This is a genomic window from Salinicola sp. RZ23 (genome assembly GCF_003206675.1).
Taxonomy (GTDB): Bacteria; Pseudomonadota; Gammaproteobacteria; order Pseudomonadales; family Halomonadaceae; genus Salinicola; species Salinicola endophyticus.
Genome location: NZ_PZJK01000001.1, coordinates 244,055 through 267,066, shown reverse-complemented (window position 1 = coordinate 267,066; position 23,012 = coordinate 244,055). Strand labels below are relative to the sequence as shown.

General features: G+C 67.7%; 20 protein-coding genes. 6 read left to right on the top strand and 14 right to left on the bottom strand.

Going from position 1 to position 23,012, the window contains the following annotated elements; translation table 11 throughout:
• Window positions 1-87: 87 nt before the first annotated feature.
• The 3 genes from DOM67_RS01135 to DOM67_RS01125 all read right to left on the bottom strand — a co-directional run bounded on the left by DOM67_RS01135 (window position 88) and on the right by DOM67_RS01125 (window position 2,193).
• Window positions 88-444: a hypothetical protein gene (locus tag DOM67_RS01135; protein ID WP_110673830.1), complete on the bottom strand. Its 357-nt coding sequence runs from the start codon at window positions 442-444 to the stop codon at window positions 88-90.
• Window positions 445-568: 124 nt separating this feature from the next.
• Window positions 569-844 (bottom strand): HU family DNA-binding protein, encoded by a 276-nt coding sequence (locus DOM67_RS01130; protein ID WP_035472794.1) that lies wholly within the window; start codon window positions 842-844, stop codon window positions 569-571.
• Between the two features lie 185 nt (window positions 845-1,029).
• Complete coding sequence (locus DOM67_RS01125; protein WP_110673829.1) at window positions 1,030-2,193, bottom strand: FAD-dependent oxidoreductase; 1,164 nt, start codon at window positions 2,191-2,193, stop codon at window positions 1,030-1,032.
• Window positions 2,194-2,335: 142 nt separating this feature from the next.
• Between DOM67_RS01125 and DOM67_RS01120 the strand changes: the two genes are divergently transcribed.
• Window positions 2,336-2,860: a chorismate lyase gene (locus DOM67_RS01120; protein WP_188115158.1), complete on the top strand. Its 525-nt coding sequence runs from the start codon at window positions 2,336-2,338 to the stop codon at window positions 2,858-2,860.
• A gap of 37 nt (window positions 2,861-2,897) precedes the next feature.
• Here DOM67_RS01120 and DOM67_RS01115 read toward each other — a convergent pair whose 3' ends face one another.
• The 4 genes from DOM67_RS01115 to DOM67_RS01100 form a co-directional block, all read right to left on the bottom strand.
• Window positions 2,898-4,082: an iron-containing alcohol dehydrogenase gene (locus tag DOM67_RS01115; protein WP_110673828.1), complete on the bottom strand. Its 1,185-nt coding sequence runs from the start codon at window positions 4,080-4,082 to the stop codon at window positions 2,898-2,900.
• Between the two features lie 31 nt (window positions 4,083-4,113).
• Complete coding sequence (locus DOM67_RS01110; protein WP_110673827.1) at window positions 4,114-5,499, bottom strand: aldehyde dehydrogenase family protein; 1,386 nt, start codon at window positions 5,497-5,499, stop codon at window positions 4,114-4,116.
• 265 nt (window positions 5,500-5,764) lie between these two features.
• Window positions 5,765-7,144 carry a glutamine synthetase gene (locus DOM67_RS01105; RefSeq protein ID WP_110673826.1) on the bottom strand — a complete coding sequence of 460 codons (1,380 nt, stop codon included), beginning with the start codon at window positions 7,142-7,144 and terminating at the stop codon, window positions 5,765-5,767.
• A gap of 36 nt (window positions 7,145-7,180) precedes the next feature.
• Entirely contained in the window at window positions 7,181-8,695 is a 1,515-nt protein-coding gene (locus tag DOM67_RS01100; RefSeq protein ID WP_110673825.1) for an amino acid permease, read from the bottom strand.
• 274 nt (window positions 8,696-8,969) lie between these two features.
• Between DOM67_RS01100 and ubiA the strand changes: the two genes are divergently transcribed.
• The 5 genes from ubiA (at window position 8,970) to DOM67_RS01075 (ending at window position 15,062) form a co-directional block, all read left to right on the top strand.
• Entirely contained in the window at window positions 8,970-9,887 is a 918-nt protein-coding gene (ubiA, locus tag DOM67_RS01095; RefSeq protein WP_110673824.1) for a 4-hydroxybenzoate octaprenyltransferase, read from the top strand.
• A 184-nt stretch (window positions 9,888-10,071) separates the two neighbouring features.
• Window positions 10,072-10,761 carry a phosphate regulon transcriptional regulator PhoB gene (gene phoB, locus DOM67_RS01090; protein ID WP_110673823.1) on the top strand — a complete coding sequence of 230 codons (690 nt, stop codon included), beginning with the start codon at window positions 10,072-10,074 and terminating at the stop codon, window positions 10,759-10,761.
• Window positions 10,762-10,769: 8 nt separating this feature from the next.
• On the top strand, window positions 10,770-12,107 hold the full coding sequence (gene phoR / locus DOM67_RS01085; RefSeq protein ID WP_110673822.1) for a phosphate regulon sensor histidine kinase PhoR: 1,338 nt from the start codon (window positions 10,770-10,772) through the stop codon (window positions 12,105-12,107).
• A gap of 278 nt (window positions 12,108-12,385) precedes the next feature.
• A complete protein-coding gene (locus DOM67_RS01080; RefSeq protein WP_232825094.1) occupies window positions 12,386-14,053 on the top strand; it encodes a methyl-accepting chemotaxis protein in 1,668 nt (555 codons plus the stop codon).
• 139 nt (window positions 14,054-14,192) lie between these two features.
• The gene (locus DOM67_RS01075; RefSeq protein WP_110673821.1) at window positions 14,193-15,062 is read left to right on the top strand and encodes a M23 family metallopeptidase; all 870 of its coding nucleotides are present in this window, start codon (window positions 14,193-14,195) and stop codon (window positions 15,060-15,062) included.
• A gap of 52 nt (window positions 15,063-15,114) precedes the next feature.
• Here DOM67_RS01075 and DOM67_RS01070 read toward each other — a convergent pair whose 3' ends face one another.
• From DOM67_RS01070 to DOM67_RS01040, 7 genes are all read right to left on the bottom strand, one after another.
• Window positions 15,115-16,164, bottom strand: a complete 1,050-nt coding sequence (locus tag DOM67_RS01070; RefSeq protein ID WP_110673820.1) for a siderophore-interacting protein — start codon at window positions 16,162-16,164, stop codon at window positions 15,115-15,117.
• Between the two features lie 191 nt (window positions 16,165-16,355).
• Window positions 16,356-16,967, bottom strand: coding sequence for a superoxide dismutase (locus DOM67_RS01065; RefSeq protein ID WP_110673819.1), 612 nt, complete (start codon window positions 16,965-16,967; stop codon window positions 16,356-16,358).
• Between the two features lie 297 nt (window positions 16,968-17,264).
• Complete coding sequence (locus tag DOM67_RS01060) at window positions 17,265-18,155, bottom strand: ZIP family metal transporter (RefSeq protein ID WP_110673818.1); 891 nt, start codon at window positions 18,153-18,155, stop codon at window positions 17,265-17,267.
• Between the two features lie 7 nt (window positions 18,156-18,162).
• The gene (cysZ, locus tag DOM67_RS01055; RefSeq protein ID WP_110673817.1) at window positions 18,163-18,891 is read right to left on the bottom strand and encodes a sulfate transporter CysZ; all 729 of its coding nucleotides are present in this window, start codon (window positions 18,889-18,891) and stop codon (window positions 18,163-18,165) included.
• Between the two features lie 103 nt (window positions 18,892-18,994).
• Window positions 18,995-19,747: a phosphate signaling complex protein PhoU gene (phoU, locus tag DOM67_RS01050; protein WP_110673816.1), complete on the bottom strand. Its 753-nt coding sequence runs from the start codon at window positions 19,745-19,747 to the stop codon at window positions 18,995-18,997.
• Between the two features lie 173 nt (window positions 19,748-19,920).
• Window positions 19,921-22,146: a DNA helicase II gene (uvrD, locus tag DOM67_RS01045; protein WP_110673999.1), complete on the bottom strand. Its 2,226-nt coding sequence runs from the start codon at window positions 22,144-22,146 to the stop codon at window positions 19,921-19,923.
• Between the two features lie 167 nt (window positions 22,147-22,313).
• Entirely contained in the window at window positions 22,314-22,877 is a 564-nt protein-coding gene (locus tag DOM67_RS01040; protein WP_157958761.1) for a DUF1043 family protein, read from the bottom strand.
• Window positions 22,878-23,012 lie beyond the last annotated feature (135 nt).

Sequence of the window (23,012 nt, the reverse complement as noted above, 5' to 3'; positions counted from 1 at the left end):
TGTGCAGGTCACCGAACGCGAAAGGCCCCCGAACGCGATCGCGTTCGGGGGCCTTTGTGCAGGTCGGTCAGACGTCACACTACCGACCTAGAGAAACTTGAGCAGGCTCTGCAACCGCTCCAGATCCCGTGAATCGCCGACCAGGCGCAGGCGTCCGTCGAACAGACCTTCGCGGAAAGCGCGCTGGGAGGGCTTGCGCAGGAACTGGGTGGCGCTGTCGGCATCGCGAAAGCGCAATTCGAGATTGAGGTCCACCGGCAGCCCGCTCTGGCTGTCGACGCGCTCCGGCGTCATCCGGTAGTGGCGCGCGATCGCTCTGTCCTCGGTCGCCACGCCCCAGTCGAAGCGCTTAAGGCGCGTCAGGGCCTCACGAAATTCGGGCTTGCGCGCGCGCGTTCGCTTCAGCATCACGCCCAGCCACCACAGCATCAACTTGAGCTTCATGCGCCCTCGCACAGCGTCAGGTCAAAGAAGAAATGCCGACCCACCCGCTGCCGGGGGATCGGTCATCGATGGGCCACTCGCCATGAGCGAGCGCCGCCGGGCCTCGAGCCCGTCGCAGCAGCGATTACTTGCTGACCGCGTCCTTGAGTGCCTTGCCGGGTTTGAACGCCACGGTCTTGCTGGCGGGGATGTTCAGCGGCTTGCCGGTCTGCGGGTTCTTGCCGGTGCGGGCGGCACGCTCGCGTACGGTGAACGAGCCGAAGCCGATCAGCGTGACGTCGCTGCCCTTGGACACCGTGCCGGTGATCTCGTCGAGAATGACGTTGAGTACCTGGCTGGCCTTGTCCTTGGAAAGATCCGCACGCTCGGCGATCGCCGCAGCGAGTTCTGGCTTACGCATAAAGCCCTCCTTGTTTGGCTCTACTTGGGCGAGGTCGTCGGTGATTACGCCTCGCAATTCCTAAGCGCTGTTGTTATCGGGGCACACCGCCGGGTAGGCGCACACCCCAGCGCATAATAGGCAGCTCTCGACGCGGTTTGTAAAGCCTTACATGAGGATTTGCGGTTCGCGCCCGACCACCGCTGCTAGCCTAGCAACGGCGGCGCCGCCCGCGCCAGTTCGACTTTTCGCCGCACGCAGGCGCCGGTCAGGGCAAATCCGATCAGCCGCCCGGCGGTATCCTCGGCCACGGCACTGAAATCCCCCGCCTCGCCGTCGATGCGCCAGCGCGCCGGGGTCTCCCGCGGCGGCAGTGCGACGATCGGCAGCAGCGAGGTCTTGACCATCACCGGCCAGGCACCGTAGCCCACCGCCGTCGGCGTGCCGGTGAGCGTGGCGGCCAGCGCCTTGGCGCTGGCCTGCAGCGGCTGCACGTACATGGCGTTGAGGCCATCGACGCAGGCCACATCGCCGAGCGCATGAATGTGCGGGTCGCTGGTCTGCAGGTGGCGGTCGGTGAGAATGCCCGCGGCGCTGGTCTGCAGCCCGGCGCCCGCGGCCAGCGCGGTGCGCGGGCGCAGCCCGGTGGCGACCAGGACCAGATCGGCGGCGAGGCGCTCGCCGTCGTCGAGGGTCAGCGCCACGCCGCCGTCACTGGCCTCGAGCGCCTGCACCTGACGCTCGAAGTAGCCGGCGATACCGGCGGCGGCGAACGCCTCGGCCAGTGCCAGCCCCAGTGGCGGCGGCAACAGCCGCGGCAGCGGCGCCGGCTCCGGGGCGATCAACGCCACCCGATGGCCGCCGGCGTGGAGGTCGTTGGCGAACTCGCAGCCCACCAGCCCGGCGCCGACGATGGCCACCCGGGCCGGCTGCCCGGGGTGGCGTTCGAGGGCGGCGCGAAACCGCCGGTAGTCATCGAGATCATTGACCTGGAAGACCCGCTCGGCGAGCGCCTCGGGGGTCTCGAACGGCTGCCACGGCGCCGCACCGGTGGCCAGCACCAGGCGCTCGTAGGGCAGGCGTTCGGCGCCCAGCCACAGGGTGCGCTGATGCGGATCGATCGCCTCGACCGGAGTGTGGCAGCGCAGGGTCGCATGGATCGCATCGGCAACGCCGAGGGCGTCGCGCTGCGCCAGCGCCGCGGCGCTCTGGCCCTTGGTGAAGGCGCTCGAGAGCAGCGGCTTGGCATACTCGTCGCCGCTGTCGGCGGTGATCAGGGTCAACGCGCGGTGGGGGTCGCGGCTGCGTATCGCACGGGCCAGGCCCAGGCCGGCCATGCCGGTGCCGATGATCGTCAGGGGCGCACTCATGCCTTCCTCTCGGTCGCGGATTGGGCCCATGATACACTACGCCGCCCCAGGGCCGCCGCGCCCGGGCCCTCGCGGCCAGTCCTGTTCGGAGTCGTGTGTGTCCTTATCTTCCCCCCCTCGCTCGCCCAGCAGCCGACTCGCCATGGGCAGCTGGCAGCGCACCCCGACGCTGCGACGCTGGAGCCCGGCCGCCGCCTGGCGCCCGGCGATGGACCCCCGCTGGTGGCGCTGGGTCGCCTCGACCGATTCTCTTACCGCGCGCCTGATCGCCGCCTCACCGCAACCCTTTCGCGTACGCCTGCTCGAGCAGGGCATCGGCGTGCCCCGGCGCGACGAGGCCCAGGCGCTGGGGCTGGCGCCGGGCCGCGTGGCCTGGATCCGCGAGGTGCTGCTGATGAGCGGCGAGCGCCCCTGGGTCGCGGCGCGCTCGGTGGCGCCGCTGACCCGCAGCGGCTGTCGCAGCCTGCGCGCCCTGGGCGAGCGCTCGCTGGGCAGTTGGCTGTTCGCCCAGCCGGATCTCGAACGCGGGCCGATCGAGCTGAGCGCGGATCACCAAGGCGTCTGGCTGCGCCGTTCGCGCTTTCGCCACGGCCGCATTCAGCTGCTGGTGCAGGAGCGCTTCCTGGGGCAGATGGCCGCCGATCTGGAGCTGCCGCCGGGGACGTGAGCCCGGCTTTCGGACTGTGTGAGCCCCCGCTTCCCGCCTACAATCGCCCGGCGAGGGCCGCCTCGAAGATGCCGCGATAGGCTGCGGCGTCGAAGGCGATCGGATTGCCGCCGGCGGAGGGGTCCTCCACCGCCATTTGCCCGACCCGCTCGGCGCGACTGTCGTCGATCCCCAGTTCGCTCAGCGCATGGGGGATACCCAGGCGTTCGCGCAGCGCCAGCACCCAGTCGATCACCGCAGCGACACCCGGCTGCGGCAGATCGAGATAGCGCGCCAGGCGCACCATCGGCTCGCCGATCGCGCGGGTGTTGGCGCGCAGCACATAGGGCATCAGCACCGCGTTGAGCAGGCCGTGGTGGGCATCGAACAGCGCCCCCAGCGGGTGCGCCAGGGCGTGCATCGCCCCCAGCCCGCGCTGGAACGCGGTCGCCCCCATCATCGACGCCACAAGCATGTCGGTGCGCGCGGCGAGATCATCGCCGTGCAGGTAGGCCCGCGGCAGCGCATCGCGGATGCGCCGCATGCCCTCCACCGCGATGCCTTCGGCCTGGGGGTGGTAACCGGGAGCGCACCACGCCTCGAGACAGTGGGAGAGCGCGTCCATGCCGGTGGCGGCGGTGAGTGCCGGCGGCAGTTCGCGGGTCAGCAGCGGGTCGAGGATCACCGCCCCGGGCAGCATGCGCGGATGGAAGATGATCCGCTTGACCTCGGCCTGGGCGTCGGTGATCACCGAGGCGCGCCCGACCTCGGAGCCGGTGCCGGCGGTGGTCGGCACCGCCACTACCGGCAGCACGGCATCGGCATCCGCCTGGCGCCAGTTGTCGCCGCGGTCCTCCAGCGCCCACAGCGAGAGCGACTCGGGCTGGCGCGCCATCAACGCCACCGCCTTGGCCGCGTCCAGCCCCGAACCGCCGCCGAAGGCGATCACACCGTCATGATCGCCGGCACGGAAGGCGGCCACACCCGCCTCGACGTTGGCCCCGGTGGGGTTGCCCTGGATCTGACTGAACACCTCGACCGTCAACCCCGCCTGGCGGCAATGCGCGAGCGCCTGCTCGACCATCGGCAGCGCCGCCAGCCCGGGGTCGGTGATCAGCAGCGGTGCGCGCATACCCAGCGCCTGGCAGGCCGCGGGCAGCTCCTCGGCCCGCCCGGCGCCGATCCGGATGGGTGTGGGGTAGTTCCAGTCGGCGCGGTAGCGTGCAAGATCGAAGTCACTCATGGCGGGTCTCCTGTCTGGCGGTCGGCGTGGATCAGGCGTGCTTCAGGTGGAAGGACTTCGGCCGTGTCAGCGTCTCGTAACCGATCCGCGACAGCGAGCAGCCGCGCCCGGACTGCTTGACCCCGGTCCAGGCCAGCTCCGGGTCGAGATAGTCGCAGCGATTGGTGAACACGGTGCCCGCCTCGAGACGCGCGGCGAGCGCCTCGCCCACGGCGAGATCGCGGGTGAACACGGCGGCCGTGAGACCGAACTCGCTGTCGTTCATCAGCGCCACCGCCTCGTCGTCATCGGCCACCGTCATGATGCCCACCACCGGGCCGAAGCTCTCCTCGCGCATCACCGCCATGTCATGGGTCACCTCGGTCAGCACCTGCGGCGCCAGATAGGCGCTGCCCGGCACCGACAGCGGATAGTCGCCGGGGTCGATCCATGCCTTGGCGCCGGCGGCGACCGCGGCCTCGATCTGGCCGCGCACGAAGTCCGCCGCCGCCGGACGCACCAGCGGCCCCAGCGTGGTCTGCGGGTCGGTGGGGTTGCCGAGCCGGAGCTTGCGCACCCAGGCCACCGCCCGCTCGACGAAGGCCTCGGCGATGTCGCGGTGGACATAGATGCGCTCGATGCCGCAGCAGCTCTGCCCCGAGTTGAAGAAAGCGCCATCCATCACTGCCGGCACGGCGGCGTCGAGATCGACGTCGGCACGGATATAGGCCGGGTCCTTGCCACCCAGTTCGAGCCCGGTGGCGATGAAGCGTCCCGCCGCGTTGCGCTCGACCATGGCCCCGCCCGCCACCGAGCCGGTGAAGGAGACATGGGCGATACGCGCATCGCGGATCAGCGCCTCGGTATCGGCATGGGCCAGATGCAGGAACTGGAACACCCCCGCCGGCAGACCGGCGTCGGCGAACGCCTCGAACAGCCGCTCGGCACATAGCGGCGTCTGCGCCGAGTGCTTGAGGATCACCGTATTGCCGGCCATGATCGCCGGCACCACGGCATTGACGGCGGTCATGAAGGGGAAGTTCCAGGGCGCCACGATCAGCGACACGCCCAGCGGCTCGCGGGTGATATAGCGGGTGAAGCCGGGCTTGTCGGCCATCCGGATCGGCGCCAGCGCCGACTCGGCGAGGGCGATCATGCCGCGTGCGCGCTCCTCGAAACCGCCGATTTCGCCCCCCGCGGCGGCGATCGGCCGCCCCATCTGCCAGGTCAGCTCCTCGGCCAGCCGATCACGCCGCGCGACGAAGGCATCGACCATCGCCGTGCACAGTCGCGCCCGCTCGGCCAGCGGCGTCTCGCGCCACGCCCGCTGCGCCGCCACGGCGGCGGCGACGCAGGCCTCGATCTGCGCCGGCTCGGCCAGCTCGCGTTCGACATAGACCCCGCCATCCACGGGGGAAATCGTGTGTTGTCGTGCCATGCGCTGCTCCCACCCAGAAAGTGTCGTTATCCCGGCCGTGCACCGGGGCTTAGGGAAGCACTGCATAAATGCCTGGCGCGGGTGAATCGCTGCGTTGCGCGGTGCTCGAAGACTCGCCTAACCCCATGTCATGTCTCGCATGACGCGTTGCCTTCGGCAACTTGCCCTGACGGGCCGCCCTACGGGCGTTCTCTACGCGTTGCTTCGAGTCTGTGCTCCGTGCGCCTTGCGCTTCATCCCGCTCGCCGATTGATTCAGCGCTTCCTTAGATGATTTCGAAGTAACGCGCCAACTCCCAATCGGTGATATGACGACGGAACTGGCGCTCCTCCCACTCGCGGGTAGCGGCGAAGTGCTCGACGAAGGCGTCGCCGAACAGCTCGCGGGCGGCACCCGAGCCGCGCAGGCGGCCGGCGGCATCCCACAGCGTGCGCGGCAGTGCCAGCGACGCCGGGTGCTCGAGCTCGTAGGCGTTGCCGGTGATCGGCGCCTCCGGTTCGAGCCCCTGCTCGATGCCGTAGAGCCCAGAGCCGATCGCGGCGGCCAGTGCCAGATAGGGGTTGGCATCGGCACTGCCGAGGCGATACTCGACCCGCTGGGAATGCGCCGAGCCGGGGATCACGCGCAGCGCACAGGTGCGGTTCTCGACGCCCCAGGTGGCATCGGTGGGGGCCCAGAAACCGGGGATCAGCCGAGTGTAGCTATTGATCGTGGGGGCGAACATCGCCAGCAGCTCCGGCATCAGACGCTGCTGGCCGGCGACGAATTGGCGCTGGATCTGGCTCATGCCGTGGGGCGCGTCGGCATCGTAGAAGGCCGAACGGCCATCGTCATGATGGCGCAGCGAGAGATGGATATGCCCGCTCTGGCCGGGGTAGTCCGGCGACCACTTGGCCATGAAGGTCGCCATCAACCCGCGCCGCTGTGCCCACACCTTGGTGAAGGTCTTGAACAGCGCCCCCTTGTCGCCGGCGGCCAGGGCATCGTCGACGCCGATCGCCGCCTCGAGCACCCCGGGGCCGGTCTCGGTGTGCAGCCCCTCGATGGGGAAGTCCATCGCCTCCGCCAGCGCCAGCAGATCGTGGTAGAGCTCGCCGTGGACCGAGCTGCGCAGCATCGAGTAGCCCATCATGTCCGGGGTCAGCGGCTTGAGCTGGCGAAAGCCCTTCTCACGGATCGACTCGGGGGTCTCCTGGAACAGGAAGAACTCGTACTCCAGCGAGCCGAAGACATCGAAGCCCAGCGCCGCGGCGCGGGCGAGCACGCGCCTGAGCAGACCGCGCGGGCAGAGCTGGCCGGCCTCGCCCTCGAACTCGGCCAGGAACAGCAGCATGTCGCCCTCGAACGGCACCTCGCGGCAGCTCTCGGGGATGATCCGCAGTGGCGCATCCGGATAGCCGGTATGCCAGCCGGTGAAGGCGACGTTGTCGTAGAGCTCGTCCTTGCTGTCCCAGCCCAGCACCACGTCGCAGAAGGCAAACCCCTTCTCCAGGGCGGCGAAGAACTTGTCCCGCTGCATGTACTTGCCGCGCATCACCCCATCGATGTCGAACATGCCGACCTTGACGTGGCTCAGCCCGCGCGCCTCGACGAGTTCGCGCGCCTGGGCGGCGGTACGCACGGTTCTGGCTTGGTGATCACTCATGGCCGTTCCTCGCTCACGCTGTCAGGGGGATCGGGGTTACGCCGCGCGACCATCGTCGTCGTCCGCGGCCTGCTCGCCTCGCTGCATGGCGAACTCCTCCTCCGGCGACAGGATCAGACGGTGCCGCCCGATGAAGGCGAAGTAGCAGATACCCACCGCCAGCCACAGGGCGACGCCGATCACGCCGACCCGGTAGGTGCTGTCGCTGAGCTGGAAGTAGATCGTCATCAGCGCGATGACGATGGTCGCCACGGCGCCGGGAATCCCGAAGGGACTGCGGTAGGGGCGCTCGATATGAGCATGATGGCGGCGCAACAGGATGAAGGAGAGGGCCTGGGCGATGTAGGAGCACATGGCGCCGAATACCGCCATGTTGAGCAGGGTACCCCCGATCACCGCAGAGCCCTCCTGGGTGCCGAGACCGAAGAAGCAGATCAGCATGATCGTCAGGCCCACCAGCGCGCCGCCGATCATCGCCACGTGCGGCGTCTTGCGCGTGCCGTGGGTCACCGAGAGGAAGGTGGGGAAGTAGCCGGCACGGGAGAGCGAGTAGATCTGGCGGCCCTGGGCGAAGATGATGGTATGGAAACTGGCGATCAATCCGACCAGCGCCAGCAGCGCGAGGAACTTGGCCGTGCCGGCACCGAAAATGGCCTGGAAACCGTCCAGCAGCGGCTCGCCGGACTGGCTCAGGGCATAGGCGCCGACGCCCACCACCGACGGGTTGAGCACCAGGATCAGCGTGGCAGAGATGATCAGGGTAGTGATGCCGAGCAGGATGCCGCGCGGCATGTCACGCCGCGGGTCGACCGACTCCTCGGCGGCCAGCGGCAGCTGCTCGATGGCCAGGAACAGCCACACCGCAAAGGGCATTGCCGCCAGCGCCCCGCCGATGCCCATCGGCAGCAGCGGCCCGTAACCGCCTGCGAGCTCACCGCCGCCGGGTGCGATGTTCAGCGCCCAGGTCGAGAAATCGAGATGGGTGAAGGCGCTGAACCAGAACACCACCAGGACCGCCAGCGCCAGCAGGGTCACCGCCAGCGTCACCCGGAACGAGAGCTCGACGCCGACGATGTTGAGGCCGACGAACAGCAGATAGCCCAGCAGCCACCACACCGGCTGGAACGCCGCTGGCGTCTCGAAGATGCTGCCCAGATAGGCGCCGATGAAGAACACGATCACCGCCGGCGTGAGCACGTACTCGACGTTCTCGCAAAGCCCGGTGACGAAACCGCCCCAGGGCCCCATGGAGGAGCGCGCGAAGGAGTAGGCGGCGCCGGTGTGCGGCAGGGCCGGCGACATCTCGGCGATACAGAAGGTCAGGCCCAGATACATCACCGCGATGATCGCGGTGGCGATCGCCATGCCGCCCCAGCCGCCCGAGGCGAGCCCCAGGTTCCAGCCCGAGTAGTGGCCCGAGATCACCGCCCCCACGCCCAGCGCCCAGAGCGACCAGGGGCCGGCGTGGCGGCGCAGGCCGCGCTTGTCGAAGTAGCTGGCATCCTGCTGCTGGTAGTGGATGCCGGCGGAGGGTTTAGCGTGGTTTGTCATTGTTCTACTCCCAGGATCGAGCCACCCAGTCTCGCGATCCCACTGCCGCCAGCGTCGTCGACACCCCCGGGGCGACGCCGACCTACGCTGACCGCGCCCACCTCGAGTCTGAGCACGTCGGGGAGACAAAAGCAATCCCTATCGCGACGGCCCGTCCCCTATCGTGCCCTCATCGCCACGTCCATCGCTGCGCCCACTGCCGCACCTCGCTGCCGGCGGGGTTGTGGTGTAAGGTCCAGCCAGTCGCGTCCCGCTCGCCGTTCTGGAGAATTCGATGTCAGCCGCCGGCCCCGATTCCGTCACCGTCGCCGACCCCGCGCCACGCCCCCGGGGCCTGGCTCGCCTACCCGATTTCCTGCGTCTGACCCGGCTCGACAAGCCGATCGGCACCTGGCTGCTGATGTGGCCCACGCTGTGGGCGCTGTGGCTCGCCGCCGGCGGCCTGCCGGATCGCGCCAACCTGATCATCTTCGTGCTCGGCGTCTATGTGATGCGCGCCGCCGGCTGCGTGGTCAACGACTACGCCGATCGCAAGATCGACGGCCACGTCAAGCGCACCCGCGAGCGCCCGCTGGCCACTGGTCGCATTCGCGAGCGCGAAGCCAAGATCCTGTTCGCGGTGCTGGTGGCGGCCGCTTTCGTACTGGTCTGCTTCACCAATCTGCCCACGGTCCTGCTCTCCTTCGTCGGCGTGGCGCTGGCCGCGCTCTACCCCTTCATGAAGCGCTACACCCATCTGCCCCAGGTGGTACTGGGGCTGGCGTTCTCGTGGAGCATCCCGATGGCGTTCATGGCGGTGAGCCGCAGCGTGCCGATGGAGGCGTGGCTGCTGCTGCTGGCCAATCTGGCCTGGACCGTGGCCTACGACACCCAGTACGCCATGGTCGACCGCGACGACGACATCAAGATCGGCGTGAAGTCCACCGCGCGCCTGTTCGGCCGCGCCGACAAGCTGATCATCGGTCTGCTGCAGCTGGCCACGCTGGCGCTGCTGGCCTGGATCGGGGCACGGCTGACGTTGGGCGGGTTCTTCTGGCTGGGGCTGGCGGCGATGGCGGCGACCTTCCTCTATCAGCAGTGGCTGATCCGTGAGCGCGAGCGCGGCCCCTGCTTCCAGGCCTTCCTCAACAACTTCTGGTCGGGGCTTCTGCTGTTCGCCGGCGTGGTGCTGAGCCTGTGGCCGGTGCTATGAGCCGCTGAGGGCATCGGCCGCTGACCGCCGCGCGGAGCGATGATCTCGACGCTGGCTCGTGCCGGGATGACACCGATGTCATGTATTTGTCATATTTCCACGCTGTAATCGTCACCGTTCTGTCACGGCCGGAAGGTTGTCCGCTGTACGCGCACATCCACCGGCGGCTCACTCGAGGCCTGTCATGAGCTCCAAGACCGTACTCATCGTTGACGACGAGCCCTCCATCCGCGAAATGATCGCGGTGGCACTGGAGATGGCCGACTATCGTGTGCTGGAGGCGGACAACGCCCAGAGCGCCCACGCCATGGCGCTGGATCACAAGCCGGACCTGATGCTGCTCGACTGGATGATGCCAGGCACCAGCGGGATCGAGCTGGCGCGCCGACTCAAGCGCGAGGAGGCCACCGCCGAGATGCCGATCATCCTGCTCACCGCCAAGGGCGAGGAGGACAACAAGGTGCAGGGGCTCGAGGCGGGCGCCGACGACTACATCACCAAGCCGTTCTCGCCGCGCGAGCTGGTGGCCCGGCTCAAGGCGGTGCTGCGCCGGGCCACACCGCCGGGCATCGAGGAGGCGGTCGAGGTCGAGGGGCTCAAGCTCGACCCCGCCAGCCATCGCGTCACCTCCCACGGCAGCGCGCTCGAGATCGGCCCCACCGAGTACCGCCTGCTGCAGTTCTTCATGACCCATCAGGAGCGCGCCTACACCCGCAGCCAGTTGCTCGATCAGGTCTGGGGTGGCAACGTCTACGTCGAGGAGCGCACCGTCGACGTGCATATCCGCCGGCTGCGCAAGTCGCTGGGTGAGACGCATCAGCATCTGATCCAGACGGTTCGCGGCACCGGTTACCGCTTTTCGATCAGGGAGTAAGTCGCAGCGTGCGCTACTGGATCAACGAACTGTGGCGCCTTGGCTACATGCTGTTCGGGCTCGGCGCGATGGGCACGCTGCTGGGCGAACTGTTCGACGCGCTGTTCGCCGGCCTCGGCTGGGGGCTGGCCGCGGGGCTAGGGCTCTATGTCTTCCTGCATCTGCGCCATGTGCGCCTGCTCTATGTGTGGCTGCTGCGCCATCCGCGCGAGGCGCCACCACCCGGCACCGGAGTGTGGGGCGATCTGTTCGACCGTCTCTACACCTACCAGAAGGCACAGAGCCAGATGCAGCGCCGGCTGCGCGATATCCTGCGGCGCATCCAGGACTCCTGCGAGGCGATGCGCGACAGCGTGGTGATGCTCGATCCGCGCGGCGACCTGGAGTGGTGGAACAGCGCCGCCTCCGACATGCTCGGCCTGCAGCCCGACCATGACCGCGGCCAGCCGATCACCAACCTGCTGCGCGATCCGCGCTTCGTCGACTACTTCGAGGCCCGCGACTACCGCGAGCCGCTGATGATCCCCTCGCCGATCGACGCCGCCCATACGCTGCAGTTCCATATCACCCTGTTCGGCGATGATGAACGCCTGCTGATGGTGCGCGACGTGACCCGGCTGCATCAGCTGGAGATGATGCGCCGCGACTTCGTCGCCAACGTCTCCCACGAGCTGCGCACACCGCTGACCGTGCTGGCCGGCTATCTGGAGACCTACTCCGACCATGCCGAACAGCTGCCGACGCGCTGGCAGCGAGGCTTCTCGCAGATGCAGGCGCAGACCACACGCATGCAGAACCTGGTCGAGGATCTGCTGCTGCTGTCACGGCTCGAGATCGACAGCCCCGACAACGACCGCGACCTCCTCGATGTCCGCGTCCTGCTCGAGAGCGTCGTCGACGACGCCCGCGGGCTCAGCGCGGGGCGCCAGCAGATCGCGCTGCAGGTCGACGAAACGCGCCATCTGGTCGGCAACACCAAGGAGATCCGCAGCGCGGTCTCCAATCTGGTCTTCAATGCCGTGCGCTACACCCCCGAGGGCAGCCGCATCACGCTGCGCTGGAAGCCTTGGCACGACGGCGCCGCAATCGAGGTGGAAGATGATGGCGAGGGCTTCGATCCGGTACACATCCCACGCCTGACCGAGCGCTTCTACCGCGTCGACAAGGGGCGCAGCGCCGCCACCGGCGGGACCGGCCTGGGACTGGCCATCGTCAAGCACGTGCTGCTGCGTCACGACGCTCAGCTCGAGATCGTCAGCCGGCCCGGCATGGGCGCCCGCTTCCGCTGCGCCTTCCCCGCCACGCGGCTGATCGAGGCCGACTCAGGCTCGACGCCCTCCCCCTGAGCGACGCCGTCACGGCCATGCCGGCCCACGGCGATCGCTGCTCGCATGCCGGCCAGCACTCCCACCTGCCAGCACTCCCTCCCGATCCTATCGCCAGAATGGCTGATCGCGTTTTACCGCGCCGGCGTGCCACCCTCCGGCCGGCTTCCGAGTTCCACATCGCAACAGTGCGAATCGTTATCTCAATCTTAAGTAGAAACTGCCGATAAAGGGGGCGGACTAATAATCCATTCCTCTAGATGAATCGGCAGATACCTCGGATAAGGACGGTTTTCGCGATGACGATGCGGCAAAAACTCTGGATCACGGTGGGACTGATGTGGTTCGGCATGCTGGTGCTGGTGGGCTGGATGGCCCTGGAAAAGCGCGACACCTTGATGGCCGAGCGCGTCAAGGGCCTCAAGAGCTTCGTCGCCAGCGCCCAGACGCTGGTGCAGCGCTACGCCGATCGCGCCGCCCAGGGCGAGTTCAGCATCGAGACGGCGCAGGATCTGGCGCGACGCGACCTGTCGGCGCTCGATCTCGATGGCAGCTATGTCTACGCCTTCGACGGCAAGATTCACCTGGTCTATCACCCCAAGCGGGCGATCGGCACCGACATGAGCAACTTCCGTGACGACAACGGCGTCTACTTCTATCGCGAACTGAAGGCGCTGGCCGACTCGCCCGACGACGGCACCCTGGAGTACACCTCGACCAACGCCGACGGCGACGACGTCTCGCGCATCAACTATGTGCGCCATGTCCCCGCCTGGGACTGGTATCTGGCCGCCAACGTCTATGTCAGCGACATCCAGCATGCGTTCTGGATGGGCGTGCTCAAGATGGGGCTGATCGCGGGCACGATCGGGCTCTGCATCACCCTGGTGATGGCGTGGATCATCCGCAGCGTGCTGAGCGACCTGGGCGGCGACCCGCGCCACGCGCGCAACGCGGTGCTGGGCATTGCCGAGGGCGACCTGACCCGAGCGCTGACGCTCAAGCCCAATGACCGCCACAGCCTGCTGCACGCCATCGAGGGCATGCGCCTGCATCTGGCCGATGCCCTGGGCGGGGTGCGTCAGGCCTCCACCACCATCACCGTGGGCGTGGGTCAGATCCACAGCGGCAACCAGGATCTGGCCGCACGTACCGACCAGCAGGCCGCCTCGATCGGCGAGACCGCCTCGAGCATGGAGCAGCTGACCCAGACCGTGCGTCAGAACGCCGAGAACGCCCGCCAGGCCAATGGCCTCGCCGGCCAGGCGCGCACCACCGCCAGCGAGGGCGGAGCGATGATGGATGAGGTCGTCTCCACCATGCAGGGCATCACCGACAGCTCGCGTCAGGTGACCGAGATCGTCGCAGTGATCGATTCGATCGCCTTCCAGACCAATATCCTCGCCCTCAACGCCTCGGTGGAAGCGGCACGCGCCGGCGAGCAGGGCCGCGGCTTCGCCGTGGTCGCCAACGAGGTTCGTACCCTGGCCAGCCGCAGCGCCAACGCCTCGCACGAGATTCGCGAGCTGATCGACGCCTCCAATCGCAAGATCGAGGCGGGCTCGGGCATCGTCGCCAAGGCCGGCGAGACCATCAGCCGGGTGGTCGATTCGGTCTCGCGCATGACCGATCTGATCGAAGAGATCTCGGTCGCCTCCGCCGAGCAGTCCAACGGCATCGACCAGGTCAACGAGGCGGTGGTGCAGATGGATCAGGTCACCCAGCAGAATGCCTCGCTGGTCCAGCAGGCGAGCAGCGCAGCAGCGACCCTCAACGAACAGGTACAGCGCCTGGAGCAGGCTCTGGCCGGCTTCCAGATCGCCGAGGGGGAATCGCGCCCGACCCCGGCCGCCGCGCCCACGGTCCAGGCTCGAGTTCAGGCTCAGGTTCAGGCACCGGCGCCCCGCCTGAGCGCGACCCGCAGACCGGCCATGACCAGCACCGAAGAGGATTGGGAGTCGTTCTGATCCCATCCCAGCGGGGGCCGGCACGCCGGCCCCACTCTCTTTGACGGCAACCCTGGCCGATACCCACGCCGGCCGACGCCATCTCGGGACAACGACAGGTTAAGATGGGCGCTTTCACCTCTGCTGGAGCGTCGTGCCCATGCCGTCGATCACCCGCCCGCGATCTCTTCCTGCTCGGCGCCGCTGGCGCCACGGCCCGACCACCCTGCTGCTGGCCGCCACGCTCTGGCTGTGGGCCGCCGCTGCCGTGGCGGAGCCGGTCGCGATCACCTTTCCTGCCAGCGTCGAGCAGGGCTCGATGGTGATCGGGCGGGTGCCGCCGGGCAGTCAGGTCCAGGTGGCGGGGCATGCGCTGCGGGTCACCGGCTATGGCACCGTGGTGTTCGGCGTCGGCCGCGATGCCCAGGGCGCCCAGACGATCGAGATCGTCACACCGGATGGCCGACAGCAGCAGGCGTCGGTGGCGATCACCCCGCGCGACTGGCCGATCGAACGCATCAACGGCGTACCGCCGAAGACGGTCTCGCCGCCGCCGAAGATCGCCGCCCGTATCGCCCGCGAGCAGGCCGCGGTGAGCGCCCAGCGTCACCGCGACGACGACCGGGTCGGTTTCGCCGAGCCCTTCATCTGGCCGGTGAAGGGCCGCATCAGCGGGCGTTTCGGCAACCAGCGGGTCTACAACGGCACCCCCGGCTCGGCCCACTCGGGCATGGATATCGCCGCCGCCACCGGTACCCCGGTGAAGGCGCCGGCCAGCGGTGTGATCACCTTCGCCGATGACCTCTACCTCACCGGCGGCACCGTCCTGCTCGATCACGGCTACGGCATCAGCTCCAACTTCCTGCATCTGTCGCGGATCGATGTGGCGGTGGGCCAGCACGTCGACCAGGGCGAGGTGATCGGCGCGGTGGGCGCTACCGGCCGCGCCACCGGGCCGCATCTGCACTGGGGCATGAACTGGTTCGAGACGCGTATCGATCCCCTGCTGGTGCTCGATAGGACTCGATGAGCCCGAGCTTCGTCTGAAAGATCGGCGAGCACAGACATTTTTCAGATGAAGCTCAGCGTTTCCAGTAGCCCGTGACCAGATGCTGCCCCTTGGCCAGCGCGAACTCGCTCTTCAACCGCTTGCGCAGGCACTGGCTGACCTCGGCCTCGCCGGCGAACCACACGAAGCGATCGCTGTCCGCCGCCGGCAGCGCCGCGATCACTGCACTGGCGAGCTGGGTGCTGGGGGCATGGCCCTGGCAGCGGTAGCACCAGTGCAGGTGCGCACCGGGATGGGCCGGCAGCGTGAGCCGGTCCGCCGGCGACTCGACCTCCAGCCACGCCTCGATGCGCGCCTCGGCCGGCAGCGTCTCGAGCAGGCGCGAGATCGCCGGCAGCGCGGTCTCGTCCCCCGCCAGCAGATAGTGCGCAGCACTGGCGACGCCGCGCCCGTAAGGCCCGGCCATGCCACAGAGATCGCCGGGGCGGGCACGGCGGGCGAAATCGCCGCCCGGCCCCGGTGCCGCGTGCAGCAGGAAGTCGATCTCGACCTCGCCGCGCTCGCGATCCAGGCGCCGGATGGTGTAGTAACGGATCGCCGCGCGCACCGCTTCCGGCGGCCACAGGGTGGCACCCTCCGCCGTCGGCCGGGGCCACTGCGGCCGCTCGAGGCCCGGAGGCGGAAAGTGCAGCCGTACGTGCCACTCCTCGTCATTATCAAAGCGCGCCAGATCTTCTCCGGCCAGGGTCAACCGGCGCATGCTCGGCGACAGCGCCTCGCTCTTGACCACCCGCATCTCGCGGAAGTTGGCGAAAGTCGGCGCGGCGACGACATCGCCATGCCAGTGCAGCGGCACCGCGTTGTCGCCGGCGAACTGCGCCGCATAGTGCTCGATCACACTGCGCAGCGTCTCCAGGCCATCGCGGGTGGCGGCAAACGCCTCCAGGCGCAGGCCGACCCGAATGCGGGTAAAGCTCGCCTCGCCCCCGGGCAGCTCGACCACGATGCTGGCGGCATCGCTGCGATAGCCGACATCGTACTCATCCAGAAAGGCTCGCAGCCGCGATTGAAAATTATTTACATCGGTGAGCGTCAGTGTGGCGTCGCAGCGAAGTGCAGTCATGGTGTCTAACCGTCAGCGGGATGGAGCAGAAAGCGCGAGGAGAAAACGACGCAGGCCGGCGGGCGCCGACACGTTCGATAGACTAGCAGACATGGTACCGGGATACAGGCCCCCAACGCAGCATGCCCCCGTCGAGACGGGGGCATGGCAGGATCACACGGCCAGGCTGGGTGCCGGGCACGGTGGGCCGATCAGGCAGTCGCTTCGGCGTAGCGACGGTTGACCTCATCCCAGTTGATGACGTCGTAGAAGGCCGAGATGTAGTCCGGACGCTTGTTCTGATACTTCAGGTAGTAGGCGTGCTCCCACACGTCCAGACCCAGGATCGGCGTCAGGCCGTCCATCAGCGGGCTGTCCTGGTTGAGGGTGTTGATGACCTTGAGCTTCTTCTCCGGGGTCACCACCAGCCACGCCCAGCCGCTACCGAAACGACCGGTGGCCGCCTTCTTGAACTCCTCTTTGAAGTTCTCGTAGCCGCCGAGTTCGCTGTCGATCGCTTCAGCGACCTTGCCGGTCGGGGCGCCGCCGCCATCCTTGGACATCACGGTCCAGAACAGCGAGTGGTTGGCGTGACCGCCACCGTTGTTGATGACCGCCTGGCGCTTGTCCTGCGGCACCTTGTCGATGTCGGCCATCAGCTTGTCGACCGGTACGTCTTCCAGCCCGGTGCCTTCCAGCGCGGCATTCAGGTTGTTGACGTAGGTCTGATGGTGACGAGTGTGGTGGATCTCCATCGTCATCGCATCGATCTTGGGTTCCAGCGCGTCGTAGGCGTACGGCAGTGACGGTAAGCTATGAGCCATGATCAAACTCCCTTTCTCAAGAGGCCTGTGCCCGACGTGGGCGCCTCGCGGGTGAATAAAAATAGTGAGCAGCGCGCAGCGGTGTCAAGCTGAGCGGCACCGCCTGGCGCCCTGCTCTTTGATGCTAACTTGCTGATGTTTGATGCCTTTTACAAAGCCGCCCGACGCGGAGCGACTTGGCAAAAACCTCGTCTCACATCACCTACATGGCGTGCGCCAGGGGCGCTTTCAACCCCTGCCCCTGGGGTTTTTTTCCGTAAGCGCGCCGGGCGGCCGTGCACCGCCACCGAATGCGTCTCACAGCACCTGGGTGAACACGAACATCAGCATGAACCCCAGCAGCACGCCGGCGGTGGCGAAGCTCTCGTGGCCCTTGCGGTGCGACTCGGGGATCACCTCGTGGCTGATCACGAACAGCATGGCACCGGCGGCGAAGGCGAGCCCCAGCGGCAGCAGCGCCGAGGCCAGATTGACCGCCAGCGCGCCGACGATGCCGCCGATCGGCTCCACCAGGCCGCTGATCAGCGCTGCCAGCAGCGCCATGCCGCGGGAGTAGCCGATGGCGATCAGGCCCAGCGCCACGATCAGCCCCTCGGGCAGGTTCTGAATGCCGATGCCCAGGGTCAACGCCAGCCCGGCTGAGACGTCACCGGTGCCGTAACCGACCCCCACCGCCACACCCTCGGGGAAGTTATGGATGGTGATGGCCAGCACGAACAGCCAGATACGCCGAATCTGCAACGCATCGGCACCGCTCTGCTTGCCCAGGGCGAAGTGTTCATGGGGCAGCAGGCGTTCGATCGCCAGGATGGCGACCCCGCCCAGGGTCATGCCGGCGCAGACGATGGCCAGCGCCAGGCCCTGGCTGCGGCTCAGCGTCAGCGCCTCCTCGAATCCCGGCAGCATCAACGAGTAGGCGGTCGCCGCCAGCATCACGCCGGCGCCGAAGCCCATCAGCGAATCCTCCAGACGCTGACCGATACGCCGCAGCAGCAGAATCGGCAGCGCCCCCACCGGGGTGAACAGCCCCGCGATCAGACTCGCCAGGATGCCCGCCTGGACATTCCCCAGCGCCGCGAAGCTCTCGTGCAGGCCGGTGAGAGAGACCGCCGCCAGGAGGATGGCGGCGACCAGCAGGAGCATACCGAGGCCACGCTGCCAGCTCACAACGTCACGCAGATCCGACATATCGACCTCAACGCGCCGCGACGGGAAGGGAGCGGTAGTAGCGGTCCCACAGCATCACCCCACCGGCGACACCACCCGGCAGCAGCACCAGATTGAGCAGCGGCACCCAGGTCGCCAGTGACATGCAGCCGCCGTAGGTCAGGGTCGGCCACCAGCGCGCGCGCAGTCGCCGACGCATGTCGGTGAAGGCGACCTGGTTGTTGTCCATCGGGTAGTCGAGATACTGGATCGCCATCATCCAGGCGGAGAACGCCGCCCACAGGAAGGGCGTGATCAGGTTGAGGCCGGGCACGAAGCCGAGCAGAAACAGCAGCGCCATGCGCGGCAGCAGGTAGCCCAGCTTGACCAGCTCGCGCCCTACCGCGTCGACACCGGTCTTGATCCAGCCGCGCTCGTCACTGGGCGGACGCCCGGTCAGGCGGGTCTCCACCTTTTCGGCCAGAAAGCCGTAGAAGGGTGCCGCGATGAGGTTGGAGACCAGGGTGAAGGTGAAGAACACCATCAGCACCAGCACCACCACCAGCAGCGGCCAGATCAACCACTCCAGCCAGTCGAGCCAGCTGGGCACCTGGCGCATGCCGTAATCGAGCCAGCCGCCGAAGTTGCCGATCAGATAGTAGATGGTGCCGCCGTAGAGCAGCAGGTTGACCACGATAGGGCCGATGACGAAGCGCCGCAGGCCCGGCTCGAGTACCAGCCGGGTCCCACGGACGATCGCTTGCAGGGAGTAGATCATTCGAATTCCGCCATCCGGACAGTGCGTTGCAAGATCGACAAGCTAACACAGTCCGCGCCCCCGAGAAGCTACCCTGGCGTCACGGCGAGGGCGATCGCCCGGCTCAGCTCTGGTCGGTTTTGTCTGACTGACCGCCCTGGCTCAGGGAGGCGGGATCGAGCTTGTCGATCGAGGTGTGGCGGATATCGTGGCCCTTGACCAGATAGACCACGTGCTCGGCCAGGTTGTCGGCATGGTCGCCGATCCGCTCGAGCGCACGCAGTACCGTCATCACGTTGAGGATGCCACTGATCGAACGCGGATCTTCCATCATGAAGGTGGAGAGCGAACGCATGGCGGAGGTGTACTCGGTATCCACCGAGTCATCTTCCTGCAGCACGCTCAGCGCCAGCTCGGTATCGAAGCGAGCGAAGGAGGTCAGGGCGTCGCGCAGCATGCGACGCACGTGCTCGCTGATGTGGCGGATCTCGACGCTGCCCTGGGGAATGCGCCCTGCGTCGATCAGATCGATGGCGTTGCGCGCGATCTTGTTGGCCTCGTCGCCCATGCGCTCGAGGTCGTTGGTGGCACGGATCACCGCGATCACCAGACGCAGGTCGGAGGCCGCCGGCTGGCGCCGGGCCAGGATGCGCACGCACTCCTCGTCGATCTTGAGCTGCAGCTCGTTGACGCTGGTGTCGTTGTCGCGCACGAGGGTCGCCAGCGTACTGTCCCCTTCGAGCAGCGCGGAGATGGATTCCTGCAGCTGCTTCTCGACCAGACCGCCCATGGCCATCAGTTGGCTCTTGAGCGCTTCGAGATCCTGGTTGAACTGCTGCGAGATGTGCTGGCTGTGGGTATCGCTGGTGATATCCATCGAGGACTCCGAAAGGACGAGACGTCAGGGCGATGGCCGTAGGCGGACGTCGTGGGCGTATTACGACCTATCGCAGCATGGTGCCGCGACTTTATTGCAGGTATATGACACCGACAGAAGGCTCGGGTATACGACACCACACGCCTTCGCCACGCAGCGCCCCGGCCTGGCGCTCATAGCGGCGTCAGCTTGGCAAAGCCCAGCACCAGCCACTTGTCGCCTTCACCCTCGAAGCTGACATGGACCCGGGCGCGGGCGCCCTCGCCTTCGGCATCCAGGATTACCCCTTCGCCGAACAGCGGATGGCTGACGCGCTGCCCCAGGGACAGCGAGGGCAGCTCGTCGCCGCCCTCGACGCGCTGCTGGCGCGCCGCGCCGACGTTCGGCCGCGACGTCACCGGACGCGACACCTGGCCACGCAGGCGGATCTCCTCGAGCAGCGCCTCGGGGATCTCGCGCAGAAAGCGCGACGGGCGTGCCATCGTCTCGCGGCCGTGGAGGCGGCGAATCTCGGCGTAGGTGAGATAGAGCTTGCGCATCGCCCGGGTCAGGCCGACGTAGCAGAGCCGGCGCTCCTCTTCGAGCCGCCCCGGCTCCTCCAGCGACATCTTGTGCGGGAACAGGCCCTCCTCGACCCCAGCGACGAAGACCACCGGGAACTCCAGCCCCTTGGCCGAGTGCAGCGTCATCATCTGCACGCAATCCTCGAACTCGTCGGCCTCGTGATCGCCGGCATTGAGTGCCGCCTCGGCCAGGAACGGTTCCAGCGCCGCCGCGCCCTCGCCGGCCTCCTGCAGGTCGATCGGGTTGCCCTCGCTCTGCTGGAAAGCGCGCGCAGCGTTGACCAGCTCCTCCAGGTTCTCGACCCGCGCCTGGCCCTTCTCGCCCTTCTCGTTGCGGTGATGCTCGACCAGCCCGGTGAGCGTGATCACGTGATCGATGATCTCGTGCAGCGCCATCCCCGCGGTGTCGTTGTCGAGGCGTTCGATCAGCTCGGCGAAGGCGTTGACCGCGTTGCCGGCACGCCCCTTGAGGGTGGCATCGCCAAGACTGTCATGGAGCGACTGCCACAGTGACACCCCGGTGTCGCGGGCGCGCAGGCGCAGGATCTCGACCGTGCGCGTGCCGATGCCCCGCGCCGGCACGTTGATCACCCGCTCCAGCGAGGCGTCATCCTCGCGGTTGAGCAGCAGGCGCAGATAGGCCAGGGCGTTCTTGATCTCGAGCCGCTCGTAGAAGCGCTGGCCGCCGTAGATACGGTACGGCACGCCGCTGCGGATGAGCGCTTCCTCGATCACCCGCGACTGGGCGTTGGAGCGGTAGAGCACCGCCATTTCGCGCCGGGCGTGGCCGTTGCGGTGCTGCTCGTTGATGGTGTCGACGATGAAGCGCGCCTCGTCGAGATCGTTGAAGCCGGCGTAGACCGAGATCTTGTCGCCGGCGTCACCGTCGGTCCACAGCTCCTTGCCCATGCGCCCGGTGTTGTGGCTGATCAGGGCGTTGGCGGCATCCAGAATGGCGCTGGTGGAGCGGTAGTTCTGCTCCAGACGCACCGTGCGCGTGTCGCTGAACTCGGTCTCGAAGCGGCGGATGTTCTCGACCCGGGCGCCGCGCCAGCCGTAGATCGACTGGTCGTCGTCGCCGACCACCGTCATGCAGGCGCTATCGCCATCGCTCTCGGTGCCCGCGAGCAGCTTGAGCCAGGCGTACTGCAGGGTGTTGGTGTCCTGGAACTCATCGACCAGGATATGCCCGAAGCGCTCGCGATAATGCTTGAGCAGCGCCGCATTGTCGCGCAGAAGCTCCAGGCTGCGCAGCAGCAGCTCGCCGAAATCGACCAGCCCACCGCGTTCGCAGGTCAACTGATAGCGCTCGTAGAGATCGACCATCTGCGCCATGTAGGCATCGCCGTGGGTGGCGACCTGTGACGGGCGCAGCCCCTCCTCCTTGCAGCCACTGATGAAGTACTGCACCTGCTTGGGCGGGAAGCGCTCGTCGTCGACGCCGTGGTCCCGCAGCAGGCGCTTGACCAGGCGCAGCTGGTCGTCGCTGTCGATGATCTGGAAGTGCTGCGGCAGGCGCGCATCGTGCCAATGGGTGCGCAGCAGGCGGTGGGCGATGGAGTGGAAGGTGCCCACCCACAGGCTGCGCAGCGAGACGCCCTGCAGAGCCTCCAGGCGGGTCCGCATCTCGCGCGCCGCCTTGTTGGTGAAAGTCACCGCCATGATGGCGTAGGGCGAGACACCCTCGGCCTGCAGCAGCCAGGCGATGCGATGCACCAGCACCCGGGTCTTGCCCGACCCGGCGCCGGCCAGCACCAGCATGTTGCCCGGCGCGGCCGCCACGGCTTCGCGCTGGTTGGCGTTGAGGGAGTCGATGAGTGCCGAGACGTCGTCCATGGAGAGCTGCGAGACCTGCGGTTGGAGAAGCGGCCGGCGCGGCCACACGAAAGCCGGCACGCGCCCGGGGGCACGCACCGGCCAGCTAACAAGACGGCCGCGCAACGAGGTGTCAGTCTACCACAGCCGCCCCACGGCCCGGCGCCACCCGAGGGCGCCGGCAGCGCTCAGCGCTTGGTCGCGGCATCCTCGGCGGCAGCGCGGATGGCGGCATCCTGCGGACGCTCGGTGGCCGAGGGCGTGGACGAGCCCGGGGCCTGCTTGTCGGCATCCAGCGGCTTGCCGTGGTCGTGGGTGGTACCGGCAGGCCCAGCGCTGGCCTCGGCGGCGGCCTGAGTGGTCGGCGTGGCCTCGGCGCGGCGGGCGGCGCCTGCGTCGCTCTCTCTCTCGCTGTTGCTGTCGGAGGCCGTGCGCTGGCGGGTGATGGCTTCGGGCTTGGGCGGCGGCTCGATCACGGTTTCATGGTGCATATCGGCAAGTTTCTCGGCCCCCTTGGCCACGTGGTGGTACAGGTCGCGGTAGTCCTCGACCATGCGCGTCATGGTCGCCGAGACCTGCTCGAAGTGCTCACGCACCTCGTTCTTGTAAGCCTTCTGCTCACGATGCAGTTCGCGCATCGGCTCGGTGTTGTGCCCCCCGAGCTTGGCCCCCAGCCAGTAACCCACCAGCACCCCCACGGCCCCGACCGCCACGACGATCGCAATCCAGGGCCCTACGCCAATGCTCTCCATACTCCGCTGCCTCTCGGTTATCGATGAAATCGGGCGCTCGTGCCCCGGCCACAAGGGAAACGCTGAACACATCGACTAGCGAAATGAAGCGCAAGGCGCGTGGAACACAGAACACGATACATAACATGGGGTTAG